Annotated in this window: 8 protein-coding genes; 3 read left to right on the forward strand and 5 right to left on the reverse strand. The window is 64.2% G+C overall.

Going from position 1 to position 13,558, the window contains the following annotated elements:
• Nucleotides 1–173: 173 nt before the first annotated feature.
• Entirely contained in the window at nucleotides 174–2,639 is a 2,466-nt protein-coding gene (locus GWC77_RS15390) for a CHASE2 domain-containing protein (protein WP_173258212.1), read from the reverse strand.
• A gap of 322 nt (nucleotides 2,640–2,961) precedes the next feature.
• Between GWC77_RS15390 and GWC77_RS15395 the strand changes: the two genes are divergently transcribed.
• Complete coding sequence (locus GWC77_RS15395; RefSeq protein WP_173258214.1) at nucleotides 2,962–3,660, forward strand: response regulator transcription factor; 699 nt, start codon at nucleotides 2,962–2,964, stop codon at nucleotides 3,658–3,660.
• Nucleotides 3,661–3,729: 69 nt separating this feature from the next.
• Here GWC77_RS15395 and GWC77_RS15400 read toward each other — a convergent pair whose 3' ends face one another.
• Entirely contained in the window at nucleotides 3,730–7,095 is a 3,366-nt protein-coding gene (locus GWC77_RS15400) for an autotransporter outer membrane beta-barrel domain-containing protein (RefSeq protein WP_367949052.1), read from the reverse strand.
• A 1-nt stretch (nucleotide 7,096) separates the two neighbouring features.
• Here GWC77_RS15400 and GWC77_RS29615 point away from each other — a divergent pair, with 1 nt between their 5' ends.
• Entirely contained in the window at nucleotides 7,097–7,279 is a 183-nt protein-coding gene (locus tag GWC77_RS29615; protein WP_254366985.1) for a hypothetical protein, read from the forward strand.
• A gap of 342 nt (nucleotides 7,280–7,621) precedes the next feature.
• Here the strand turns inward: GWC77_RS29615 and GWC77_RS15405 are convergent, their stop codons facing one another.
• Nucleotides 7,622–10,087 carry a bifunctional acetate--CoA ligase family protein/GNAT family N-acetyltransferase gene (locus GWC77_RS15405; protein WP_173258215.1) on the reverse strand — a complete coding sequence of 822 codons (2,466 nt, stop codon included), beginning with the start codon at nucleotides 10,085–10,087 and terminating at the stop codon, nucleotides 7,622–7,624.
• Between the two features lie 269 nt (nucleotides 10,088–10,356).
• Here GWC77_RS15405 and GWC77_RS15410 point away from each other — a divergent pair, with 269 nt between their 5' ends.
• Complete coding sequence (locus GWC77_RS15410) at nucleotides 10,357–12,171, forward strand: alkaline phosphatase (protein WP_173258217.1); 1,815 nt, start codon at nucleotides 10,357–10,359, stop codon at nucleotides 12,169–12,171.
• Nucleotides 12,172–12,175: 4 nt separating this feature from the next.
• On the opposite strand, the gene GWC77_RS15415 is transcribed toward GWC77_RS15410, so the two are convergent.
• Together GWC77_RS15415 and GWC77_RS15420 are read right to left on the reverse strand one after the other, a co-directional pair.
• Entirely contained in the window at nucleotides 12,176–12,811 is a 636-nt protein-coding gene (locus GWC77_RS15415) for a LysE family translocator (protein ID WP_173258219.1), read from the reverse strand.
• Nucleotide 12,812: 1 nt separating this feature from the next.
• Nucleotides 12,813–13,448: an FMN-binding negative transcriptional regulator gene (locus GWC77_RS15420; RefSeq protein ID WP_173258221.1), complete on the reverse strand. Its 636-nt coding sequence runs from the start codon at nucleotides 13,446–13,448 to the stop codon at nucleotides 12,813–12,815.
• Nucleotides 13,449–13,558: the final 110 nt, after the last annotated feature.

Below are 13,558 nucleotides of genomic sequence, written 5' to 3' on the forward strand. Positions count from 1 at the left end.
TGCAGCGGCACGCTCAGGGCCGGTTCAAGCCTCGACGATCGATCGTCGAGCAGCGTGGCGAGCTCAATGGAGTTCAGCGAGGCGGATTATGCCAAGGCATGTGCGGAGCAACTGCAAACAAGTGTCAGGCTCACGGTGGCCGGCGCACGAGGAGGCGCGCCCCCCCCGGCCCGTCAGGAGGCGCGTGCCGGCTCACCGGCGGGCCCGGGCTCGGCTTGGTCGGCCAATCGGGGCAGCGAAATCACGAATTCGGTCCCCTTGCCTTCCTCGCTGTGGACGGCCACCTCCCCGCCGTGCCGCACGATGACGGTCTTCACGAACGCCATGCCGAGCCCTGCACCGCCTACTTCGGGACGCTGCCCCGCATGGAAGCGGCGAAAGCGTTCGAACAAGCGGCCCTGCTTGTCGAGCGGGATGCCGTAACCCTGGTCGCGAATCGAGCAGGTCACGTGGGCGCCGCCCAGCGACGCTTGCGACGATTCGATCGTGCAGGTGATTTGCGTGCCGTTCGGGCTGTACTTGATGCCGTTTTGCAGGATGTTCACGAGCGAGCGCGTCAGTAGCGACCGCTCGGCGCAGATCCAGCACGCTTCCCTGTCTTCGTAGATCGCATCGAGACGTATGCCCTTGGCATGTGCCTGAGGCCACACTTGATCGCTCGCGTCCAGCACGAGATCGGCGAGATTCACGGGCTCGAACTCATAGGCCTGCGATTCGGCGCGTGCAAGCTGGACGAAGTCGTCCGCAAGCGTCAGCGCGCTCGTGGCATAGCGTGCGATGCGGTCCATGACATTGCGCACGGGCTCGGACTCGATGCGTGCGCGCTCGATCTCGACGAGCGCGAGGATCGATGCGTGCGGCGAGCGCATGTCGTGCGATAGCAGTTGCAACGCGTCCTCACGCTGCCGCTCGGCTTCGTGCAGCGCCGTGATGTCGACCAGGCCGGCGATCCAGCCCGCGGCTTCGCCGAACGCATTGCGGCATTCCGAATAACGCAGCAAGTAATCGCGCTCGTCGCGGCCGCGCACTTCGATGCCGGTCGTCATGATGCGCGCGTGCTCAGGACGCGCCGGGTTCATGACGGCCGGCCAGTCCCTTCGGGCGATCCGCTCGTTTTCCACGTCCGCGTCGATCGTCTTCACGAACGAACAGTCGGCCAGCACGGCCTGCAAAGGCCGCCCTTCCGGGCTCGGCGCCGCGAGTCGCGAGCAATACGCTCTTGCGGCGCGGTTCGCGATCAGCACGACACCGTTCAGATCGGCAACGAGTATCGGCTCGGGCCCGCTGTCGAGACTGTCCCAGACGAAACGCTTCATGTCTCTCGCGCGTTGCGCCGCCTGAGCCATCAGCGACATCTGCTGTTCGAGTACGTCCCCCATGAATTCGCTTGGCCGCTTCGCCGCTTCGGGCAGCAGATAAGGCTCGGCCGCGAGCTGCCGCAGTTCCTTGCGCAGGTAGGCCATCGTCATTTCGAGACGGCGCCAACTCCACAGCGGATAGACAACGATCAGTCCGAGGATTGCCGGTACCGGGGAGACCCAAAGCCGCAGCGCTTGCATCAGTACCGCGTCGCCCGCGAGCGCGAGCACGCCGAGCGCAATGGCGAGCGCCAGCGAGTACATCGGCGAGAGAACGAGAAATCCAACGAGCAGCGCCGCCAGCGGCAGGAGCGATGCGGAGAGCAACTCCGATGACGATGCGGGTCTGATGGCGCGGCCGTGCAGCAACATCTCGAGTACGCTCGCATGCGCATAGACGCCGGGCGTGACGCCAAACCGGCCCGACATCGGCGTGGCGAAGTGATCGTATAGGCCGGATGCCGTCGAGCCGACGAGCACGATGCGGCCTCGCAGCAACTCGGGCGGCACAGTTCCCGCCAGCACCTGAGCAACCGAGACCTTCCGGAAAGACCCGTCGGGAACGAAAGGAACCAACACACGCTGCTCCCCGCCTGTTCCGCCGGATTCGGCGACCGGCACGGACTCGCGCGCCGGGCGGCCGTTGCCGTCACTCATGCCGGCAAGCCGTATCGCGCCTCGTTCGACGGCGCGCCGGACCGGAACGGTCAGCTGCGGCCAACGTGTGCGCGCGTCGCCCTCATATAGCGCGACGCTGCGCACGACGCCGTCGCTGTCGACTTCGAAGTTGATATGGCCGAGCCCCGCGGCGGCGCCAGCCAATGCGGCAACGGGCAGCACCGCTTCGCGATGGCCGTTTGCGTCGGCCGGCGCAAGCAGAATCGGCAGATAAGTCTTACTGGCGGCTATCGCCCGGGCAAGCGCTGAATCTTCGGCGCCGGGCTCCGTGAAGAGCACGTCATAGACGATCGCGGCCGCGCCGCTCCGAGCGAGCGCATCGATCAGTCGAGCATGCACGCTGCGCGGCCACGGCCACCGGCCCAGCGCTTCGATGCTGTCATCGTCGATCTCGACGACGACGATATCGTTCGACACCGGCTTTGCCGACATCGCGAGAAAATCGTCATAGACGAAGTGGTCCAGGCTCGCTGTCAGGCGCCAGCTCGAACTCAGCGCGACGAACGCAATGCCGAGACAGCCCGTCGCGATCCATTCGAGCAGAAAGCGTCGCCCTATCGATTGGCCGAGCCGCGAACGAAAGATTCGGGCGAGCAGTGTCATTGCGACGACCACGCACGCGCGATGGAGCGCTCATGTTCGTATCGGCGCACGTGCCCGCGCACCTGCCGGTGATCGTCGTCTCGCCTCATGGTTTCTCATTTTCGATGCGATCGAGACGATAACCGAAACCTCGCATCGGCGCCAGGCGGGCGCCGTTGCGGGCATGCACGTCAAACTGCGCGCGAACCATTTTCACAGGAGCCCCAATACTTATCGTTTACTATTCTCGCTGCCGCGAAAACGCAGGTTCGCGCGGAAAGCACCCAATTGGGGAATCTTTCAACCCCCTTTTCTTCGGCACAACGTTTCCATCGGTCAAATCATGCGAATCGCCATTCTTGACGATGACCCGAGTCAGCTGGAGTTTGCCACCCAATCGCTAAGCCCGGCGGGGCATACCTGTCACACGTTCACCGAGGGCGGCGCGCTCATCCGCGAGTTGCGGCGCGAAAGCTTCGATCTGATCGTGCTCGACTGGAACGTCACGGACATGCAGGGCGACGAAGTGCTCGCCTGGGTGCGCAAGCACTGCAACGAGGCGCTGCCCGTGCTCTTCATGACCAGCCGGTCGCGTGAAGCCGACATCGTCTCCGCGCTCAATGCCGGCGCCGACGACTACATCGTGAAGCCAGTCGCGGCCCCGGTGCTGCTCGCACGCGTGTCCACTCTCCTGCGCAGAAGCTATCGCCGGGACCAAAGCATCGCGTCGCAGGAATTCGGCGACTATCTCTTCGATCTGCGCGAGAGCATCGTCTATCGCCAAACGGTGCCCATCACGCTGTCGCAAAAGGAATTCCAGGTTGCGCTGCTGCTCTTCCGCAATCTCGGGCGCCCGCTCTCGCGCAGCCACATAGTCGAGACAGTCTGGAAGCAAACGTCCGACATCCCGTCGCGTACGCTCGATACGCACGTCTCATCGATTCGCATCAAGCTCGACCTGCGTCCGCAGAGCGGGTACTGCATCTACCCGGTCTACGGTTACGGGTATCGGCTCGAAAAGCTCGAAGCGGGCGAGGCCTGAGCCGGTGCCGCGGCGGTAGCGCCCTGCGGCACGCGCGCCGGCGGGCACCGCTCTCATGGCCGCCGCAACTCACCACGACCAACGCACGCCGGCGTTCCCGCCGATCGTCCGCACGTGCTCCCCGTCGAGGTTCGTGCCCCAGTTGACGGCGGCATAGGCGCTGCCGTGCTTCGAGAAGCGCGTGACCAGGCCCGCGTCGATCCGGCCTGTCGTCTGGTTGACCGGCGTTCCGATCGACGTAACGCTGTCATAGGTCTGGCGATCGCCGTTGGCGAACGCGTGCAGCACATTGAACGCCACAAAAGGCTGCCAAGCGGCACCCAGCGCGTCCCAGGTCCCGGAGAACCGGACACCGAACCTCGCCAGCACTGAATTGCCGCTGCCGAATGACACATTGGACGCACCGTCGTTGAGGTCCCGGATCGACAGATGCTGGTAGACCAACTGGAGCTGCGGCTCCATCGTCAATCCATGTCCGATCGATAGCGGCAGACCGCCTTCGACCGAAGCGGTGACGGCAGTACCGTGCGTGCTCGCATGGACGTTCTCGCTCGATGTCGCATCCGCCGTGAGCGCGCTGCCCGAAACGACGGTATCCGTATACCAGCCACTGGGCCCGATATGCGTCCAATACCCGGCGAGGCTGTATGCGTTGACGGAAAGATGTCCGACGTCGGCGCCCTGGACGCCCGCTGCCGAGCCGCTTACGCCGCCCGTCGCGCGGGCCATGCCGAGATAGAAGCCGTAGTGGTTCCGGTGACCGCCCTCTGCCCCGTCCGCGTACACGTCGTGGCCGACTTGCAGCCCGCCCATCGAACCGTCGAATTGCGGGCTCACGTCGCCGCCCTCCGACAGCACGCTATGCGCACCCCAGACACGGCCCCACGCCGCGGGCACCGCGCCCTTCTCGCCGAGGAGCGATTGATCGCCCTGCCGCTGATGGAACTCGTCGATTTGCATCCAGTCGAGCTGACGCATGACGCTCGGCATCTGCGCGTACAGCGCGACCTCGGGCCGGTACAGCGTGACCGGACTGGCGCCGGCGGCTGGCAGCACGGGCGTGCCGGGTGCCGCGACGATATTGGCCGACGATGCGACGTTCGCGGCCGGCACCGTATTGCGGAGATACCAGTCCTGCGAGGTGCCGGCCGTCACGCCACCCTTCACGAGGTAGTACTCGTACGCACCGGCCTTGACCACGCCGCCCGCCAACGCGAACGCACCGGCATCGGTGGTCGCGCCGTTGGTCGCCGCGACGACCTGGATACCGTTCGACACGGTCGGCGCGCCCTGGCCGCCGACGTTCGTCACCTTCAGCGTCGTCGAACCCGTCGCCGTCCCGCCGTTGACGACGAGCTTGTCCGACGCCGCGTTGTCCCCGGCGAGTACGGTATTGAGCGCGATCGTGCCGTTTTGTCCAACATAGCTGTTGACGTTCAGCGTGTTGCCGGCCTGAGCGCCACCGCCAAGTTGAACCCATCCCGCGTTCGTCAAAGTCCCGTTGATCGTAAAGCTGCCCTGCGTGCTGGCTGCGACGGACGACTGCGCATGGCCCACCGCGATCGCGCTGCCTCGCGCAACTTTGGCGCTGGCGCCCGTCGCGGCCGCCGACAACGCATTCGCCACCGCGATCGTCCCATTGTTCGTGACGTTGCCGTTGACCGAGCCATAACCGCCGAGCGTGGCACCCGATGCGGCGGTCGCCGGCCCGGCCACCGACGCACCGGTATTCGACGCGTCCCCGACGACGAGCGTGCCGGCCACCACCGACGTCGCACCCGAATAGGTATTGACGCCATCGAGCACGAGCGTACCCGTGCCGGTCTTGGTCAAGGCGCCGGCCCCGGTAATGCCTTGCGCGACGGTCGATTGGAATCCCTGCGTATCGATCGTGCCGCCATTCGACGTGATCGTCACCGCACGCGTACTGGCCAGATCGAAGCTGCTGCCCAACTGGAGCGTGCCGCCGTCGAACGTCATGCCGCCCGACGTGCCGCCCAGGGCGCTATCCGTGGACACCGACAGCGTGCCCGCTTTCAGCACCGTGCCACCCGTGTAGGTGTTGCCTCCCGCCGCCGAAGGCGCGAGCGTCAGCGTACCCGCTCCGTCTTTTTCGACGACACCCGTACCGCTGATCGTTCCGTTATAAACGCCGTCGACCCCTTGCTCGAACTGCACCAGGCCATTGTCGGTCACCGTCGGGGGCAGGCTCTGGGCGCTCGCCTGCAGCACGGCGGGCTGATCGACCGTCACGCTCCCCGTGAACTGCGAACCGTCGCCATTGAGCACGAGCGTGCCTTGCTGGACTTCGGCGGCGATCGAGCCGACCACTGCGCCGTTGACCGTCAGCGTCCCCGAGCCCGTTTTGTCGAGCGCGCCCGTTCCGTTGATCGTTTGATCGATCGTCGATTGGAAGCCCTGCGTGTCGATCGTTCCGCCATTCGAGGTGACCGAGATCGCTCGCGTATTGGCCGGATCGAAGCTGCTGCCCAACTGCAGCGTACCGCCGTCGAACGTCACACCGCCTGCGGTACCGCCGAGCGCGCTGTCGGCCGAAACGGAAAGCACGCCCTGCTTGAGCACGGTCCCGCCCGTGTAGGTATTGCCGCCGGCGGCGGTCGGAGCGAGCGTCAGCGTGCCAATGCCGTCTTTTTCGACGGCCCCTGTGCCGCTCAGAAGGCCCGTATAAGTCCCCGCCGTGTCTTGCTGGAATTGGACGAGACCGTTGTCCGTCACGGCCAACGGCAAGCTTTGCGCACTCGCGCGCAACGTGCCGGCCGAGTCGACTTGCATCGCGCCGGTATATCCCGTGTTGGTGCCCGTCAGCACCAGCGTGCCTTGCTGAACCTCGGCCGAGGTCACACCCATGCTGCCGATCGAATTCGTGATCGTCCAGGTGCCACTATCCTTTTTCTGCAGCGTCTGGAAGCCGGTGATCGTCGTCGGCAACGTGTCGCTGCCGGTGCCATTGAGCGTCAGCAGGTTGCTGCCGCCGCCGCCATTGATCGTGCCCGATACGCTCGAACCGGAGAACATGTTCAATGTATCGTTGCCGCCCGCGAAAACCAGGTTGCCGATCACCTTGCCGAGATTGGTGAACACCACGGCGCCGTTGCCGGAAGCTCCCATCACGTTGTTGGGGGCCTGGATGACGCCGGTCGCGTTGTTGATGACCGTGTTCGAACCCGAGGTGTTCTGAAACCAGATAGCCGCGGAGTTGACGCCCCGGATCGTCCCGTTGTTGACGATCGTATTGCCGGTGCCTTCCGGGTTGACCGCCTCCGCAGTCGGTTGAGTGCCGTTGGACAATACGGTCGCGCCCTGTTCGACGGTCAGCGTGTTGTTACTGCGGAAATCGATCGTATTGCCGCCCGTGCCGTACGTGCCGGTGGTATTCGTCGAGGCGTTCTGCACGAGCGCGCCCGATTGCACCACGATGTTCGCGTTGTCCGACAGCGCGATTGCGCTGGTGTTGCCGACGACGATCTGCGCGTTCGAGCCCACGGTCACCTGGGCGCCGGACGCGGTCGTCGGCCCGGTTCCGATCGTCGTCGTCCAAGGCGATGGCGCCGAGGTGTCGCACGTCGTCGTCGCACCCGACGTCGTGCAGTTCGCGTGAGCCAGCGCCGGAATCAGCGCGACGTAGCCCAGAACGGCAAGCGTCGTCGCCTTAGGGCGCAGGCGCGATGCGTCATTGGAAATTGGAGATCGAATCGCGCGTGATTTCGTACGATCAATCGTTGCTTGCCGAAGTAAATCTGAATTCCGCATATGCCCGTCCTGTTATCGCTTGTATTTGACGCTCGGCACTATATCGGAACCGTTTTTAAAGAATTGCAAAGGATCGTAAAGCCTTTGGCTGATCGGCCAATTCGGCTTTTTGGCGGCGATTGAATTGCGTCGAATCAGGTGCGAACCGATTGCCGCGATGGCGATTGCCCGCGTCTAGGGAATCGAATGCCTACTGAAGCGCGAGTCGGACGGCGATCACCGAGGGATCGTCCGAGGCGTGCATTTCGAAGCCGTTCGCTCTCGCAAGCGCCAGCATGGGTGCGTTTTCGCGCAGGATTTCTCCCGTCACGAAACGCGTGCCTCGAGTGCGCGCATAGTCGATTATCCGGGCGAGCAGCAATGTTCCGAGCCCTTTGCCCTTCATATCCGAGCGGACGGCTACGGCAAATTCGGCGCATTCATTATCCGGATCAGCGACAATTCGCACCACGCCAAACGTTTGCGCGTCTCCATTTGGGTCAATTTCCACCGCGATGAGGGCCATTTCGCGGTCATAATCGATTTGCGTCATACGCGCGAGTTGCGAGTGATCGAAGCCGCGCACCGCGCCGAAGAACCGCAGCCGTAAATCGTCGGGCGACATGGCGGCAATCAATGCACGATGTGCCGCTTCGTCCTCGGGACGGATCGGGCGGATCGTCAAACGCTTGCCCTTCCAGTCCAGCGTCTCTTCCAGATGGCGTGGGTAGGGCACGATTGCAAGACGTCCGCGCGAGCGCGCGATCCGCAATCGCGGGGCGACGAGCACGACGCGGTCCGGCATGACACGCAGCACCGCACTCATACCCGCGATCTGTTCGACCGCGCACACCATCTCCGAGAGCGCGGTAAGTGCCTGCAAAAGCGGCTCGACGGGCACACGATCCGCGTAAGGCGAGCGCGCGACGATTTCGCGTGCAAGAACGGGGTTGAGCGGCGGCAGACCATAGGTGCAAAACGGCGCAGGCACTCCATTCGTCGGGGGTGCCGTAAACCGAAACACGGGGCCGAAATCGGCATCGTCCTCGAGCTCGACCGTCACGTCGACGATCGCTTCGTCTTCGAACCGTTCGTCGAAGCTGGAAGTCCCGCCGTCGCCGCCGTCGCCTTGGCCTTCGTTCGCCTCGCTGCCCTGTGCCGACCGTGCCGTCGTTGCGGCCGCTTCGGATTCCGGCCGGCTCGAGACATGCGCCGCTACGCGCAGGCCGAAGCATTCGACGAGGCGCGCCGCTTCGTCGCCGTCGAACGCCGTCGTACCCGCCGCCACGGCGTCGCGGACGCGAGCCTGGATCGCCGCAAGCGCTACCGGCACGTGCGCCGGCAAGCCCTGCGGAGTTTGCATCAGCAACTCGCGGCCGAGCCGGTAATCGACGAGTCGTGCAAACGCGCGTGCGAGGCGATGCGGCGTCGAATGCACGGCGATGCCATGCGTACGCAACGCATCGCGCGCAGGCGCATCGAGTCCCCCGAAAAAGCAGGCGAGCATGCCGCGATGGGTAAAGCGCTGGCGCTCGATGAGGACGCGCGCCACCTCCTCGGCCGGTGCGCGATGTGTCGAGGCGTGCACGATAAACGCCGCACCCGTCTCGTCGTGCGGCGCAAGCGCATCGAGCGCACGGCCGAAATCCGCGGCATGAGCATCGTCACCCAGCAGCACCGGGTTGCTCGGCGTCACATGGGGCAAGGCCAACGCGAGCGCCTGCTTGGCGCCGTCGGACCATCGCGCGAGCTGAGCGCCGGCCGAAGCGAACGCATCGGATGCGAGCGCGGCCACCCCGCGGTCCGCCGCGATCAGTGTTGCGGTCGAACTTGCCGCAATGCGGCCGAGTCCGAGTGTTTCGATTTCGTCGAGCAGATCGTCGAGTGTTTCGACGCGCACCATGCCCGCACGGCGAAACGCCGCGGCATAAAGCGCATCGTCGGAATCGGCGCAGCCTGTGCGCAGCACGAGCACGGGCTTGCCGCGTGCCGCAGCGCGCGCGGCCGACATGAACTTGCGCGCGGCTCGCACGGTCGAGAGTTCGAGCAGGATGGCACGCGTCGCACCGTCGCTGGCCAGGTAATCGAGCACGTCGCCCGCATCGACATCGGCCTCGCCGCCGAGCGCGATCGCATGCGAGAAGCCCAGACCTCGAGCATCGGCCCAGCCGAGCACCGCATTCGTCAGAGCATTCGATTGCGACACCCAGGCCACGCCACCGGGCTTGACGGTGCACGATGCGGCGCCCAGTTGCGCCCCGAGCGCTGGCGTGATGACGCCAAGACTGCCCGGTCCTACGATGCGCAGCAAGTGCGGGCGGGCGGCGACGAGTACATCGCCGATGGCGGCCGACGCTTCGATACTGCGTGCGTCGCCGATCACGATCGCCGCGCGCGCGCCCAGGCTGCCGAGCTTGTGCACGATGTCCGGCCATACCGCGCTCGGCGTGCAAAGCAACGCCACGCTTGGCGCTTCGGGGAGATCGGCCACATCGCCGAAAACGCGGTGACCGTCGAGCTCGTCGTATTTCGGGTTGACGGGCCACACGGGACCGGAGAAACCGCCGGCCAGCACGCGCTGCCAGACGATGGCGCCCAGGCTGCCCGGGCGAGAGGACGCGCCGATCACCGCGACCGATTGGGGCTTGAAAAGCGCATCGAGATTGCGGATGGTCATGAGCGATCCCTCGTTCGGAAAAAGGCACGGGACCTGCGTTGCGGCGGGAGCACGAAGACACGCTTCGCCGCAGCTCGGGTTGCGTCAGTTTAGCGAACGAAAGCGGGTTGTCACGAGTTTCCGAGTGCGACGCATCGCGTTAGCCTCATCGATCGATTGCCCGCTGTCCTTCCAAGAGCCGGGAAGACTGCTGAGCGGCCGGCGTCGCGGTATGTTGCCGCATCCCGGTGCACTCGGTGCGTTGGGATCAATCGTCCTCGGGAGAATCGATGGACCGTCGCCATTTTCTCGCGTCGTCGGCCTTCTTCACGATTGCGGCCGCGACCGGCGCGCTGTTGCTTCCCGAGCCGGTCGACGCTGCAAGCGACGAAGTGCGCAAGCACCGATATCGGTTTGCCCAAGGGGTTGCAAGCGGTGATCCGCGCGATCGCTCGATCGTGTTCTGGACGCGCTGCGTACCCGAGTCGGAGACCGGCGGCGCCGCATCGCAAGGCACACGAGGCGTTGCGCGAACGGTCCCGTTGCGACTCGAGGTCTCGACGAGCGCCGACTTTTCAACGCTTGTCGCGAGGGTGCCGCTCAAGGCGCTATCGACCTACGACTTCACCGTGAGAGCGAAGGTGACGGCGCTCTCGCCGAAGACGACCTATCACTACCGCTTCGTTGCCGGCAATGATTCGAGTCCCACCGGCGCGGCACGCACCGCCCCGGATACTTCCGAGGCGAACGACCGGGTACGCTTTGCGTGGCTCACGTGCCAGGATTGGAGCGTCAATCATTGGCAGGCGATGAGCCTGATCGCCGCGGAAAGCGATCTGGATTTTGTCGTGCATGTGGGCGATTACATCTACGAAACAGTCGGCGGCGTAAGGCCCGAGGCCGCCGAAGCAGCGCATCCCCCGTTGCAGTTGCCCGACGGCAAACCGCTACCCGACGCGGGCCGCTATGCCGATTCGCTCGAAGACTACCGGCTGCTGTATCGGACCTATCGTACGGACCGGCGCCTGCAGACGCTGCATCGCCGGCTACCGATGATCGCGACATGGGACGACCACGAGTTCTCCGACGATTGCTGGCAGGACCATCAGGTGTACACGAACGAAGAGAGGCGGGAGACCGCACGCCGCCGCAATGCGAGTCGCGCGTGGGCCGAGTACATGCCGGTGGACTGGAGCGACGTGCGATTCGAACCGGACAATCCGTCCTACACCAACATTCGCATTTACCGCGACTTCCACTTCGGCACGCTGATGCATCTGGTCTTAACCGACGAGCGGCTTTATCGCGACGACCACATCGTGAGCGAGGCCGCCATTGCTCGCGCGCACCATCACGATCCGATCCGCGGCGACGACGCGGCCGGTTCGCGCTATTTCGTCGAGCAGGATGTACTGCATCGTGCGCAGATCGAGGCGACGAAGAAACTCGGTCGCATCCCTTCCATGCTCGGGCCGGAGCAGAGTTCGTGGTGGAAGAACACGATGAAACGTTCGCCGGCCGTCTGGAAGGTATGGGGCAACGAGGTGATGTTGAACCGTCTGTGGGCCATGATGCCTGGCGCGCCTGAGACGCCGCCGGCACGTCTCGTCATCGATTGCGATGCGTGGGACGGCTATCCGGCGCATAAGCATGAACTGCTCTCCTATTTGAAGGAGCACGGCATCCGTAACGTCGTCGCCATTACGGGAGACCTGCATGCATTTCAGTGCGGCGTCGTGCGCGACGATCCCGATCCCGCACAGGGCACACCGGTCATCGTCGATTTCGTCAGTGCGGGCATCAGCAGCACGTCGTTCTATACCTACATGAAAGCGGCATGGGGCCGTACGCCGCTTGCAGCGTTGGTATCCACGCCCGCCAAGTTCGATATGTTTCTGACGACCAATAATCCGGATCTGCGATACGTCGATCACGATGCGCAGGGCTACGCTTCAGCCACCGTCACGCCGGATAGCTTCTCGGTCGTATTCACCAAAGTGAAGCGATTGAATGACGACGGCACCCCACCTGTCGATGCACTGCTTCAGCGCACGCGATTGACCGTCCCGAGGGATGCTGTCACCGTCGATGTCGAACAGCTCTAGCGGGTCACCTCGAGGGCCATGCCAGCAGCTTGATGCCCGCCGCGCCGAATGCGACGGCAAGGCACCCTTCCAATACGCGGCGCGTTCGTATATAGAGCCGGCGAGCCGAATCCATGGAAAAGAGGAATGCGTAACCGCTGAAGACGAGCGATCCGATAACGGCGCAGCCGGGAATGACCGCGCCATGAGCGGACCCGAAGCGGCTGGACGAAAGCGCGACGATCGACACCCACACAAGGATCGCCTTCGGATTCGTCAAATGCAGTAATGCCCCTCGGATGTATAAGCCTCTGAGGGTGTCCGGCCGCCCCGCTTTCCGCATCATAGCGGCAGCGGGTACGAGCGCGCTGCGCCCCGATTTGAAAGCCAACCAGAGAAGGTACAGCCCGCCAAAGACTTTGACTGCGACGATGAATTGGGAGTAAGCGACCAACGCCGCCGAGATACCGAGTTTCGCGACCGTCGCCCAGAACATGGACCCCGAAACGACGCCGAACGCGAACGCCAGCGCCGCCTTTCTGCCTTGATTGGCCGCGATGGACATGATCGCGAGATTGCTCGGGCCCGGGCTGGCGGTGCCGATGAAATAGGCGGTATAGGCGAGCAGCATGTCTGCGGAAAGAAATGCGTTTGCGGACATGTCAGGCCTTTTTCTCAGCCTCGGCCAACATCGCCTCGCTAATTGCGGTGTCGCCGCGCGCCTTCAGCGCGACAGCCGCCCCGCGAATATCGCGCGACTCCTTGTTCTGGCCGAGCTTGCTCTTGCCGATCAGCTGCGTGATATCGATTTGCAAGCCGACGATCGATTTGAGCATCGTATCGATATAGTCCTTCGGCGCATCCGACATCTTCCACGGCTCCGGCAGCGACGCCTCGTGCGTTCGGGTCAATCTGGCGACCACGCCGCGTACGTACCGCTCGTCGTCGTGGACGCGGATTCGGCCGTGTGCGTGGACGACGATGTAATTCCAGGTCGGCACCTGTTTGTGGAGCTCGTGCTTGCTCGGGTACCAGTTCGGCGAAATGTAGGCGTCCCCGGCCCGGAAGACCACGAGCACCTCGTCGCCGTCGGCGATGTCCTGCCATACGGGATTGGCTCGCGCGACATGGGCGCGCAACACGCCGTACTCGCCTTCGCCGGCCGCCAGTTCGAACGGGATATGATTGGCGTCCAATCCGCTCTTACCGTGCGTAATCAGTGTGCCAAACGGATGTTGGACGATGCAGGCGTGCAGGTTTTCGATCCGGGATTCATTGAAAGCGGCTGGTATGTACATATCGGGTCTCGTAGCGGAATAAATGTGCCTGCTCGCCCTATTGCGTCTCGACGAAACCAAGTTTGCCTGAAAATGGAATCGTCCTGCAGGTCCAATTGTGTACGTTTTTA

It is taken from the genome of Paraburkholderia sp. NMBU_R16, assembly GCF_013282575.1.
In the GTDB taxonomy this organism is placed as follows: domain Bacteria; phylum Pseudomonadota; class Gammaproteobacteria; order Burkholderiales; family Burkholderiaceae; genus Trinickia.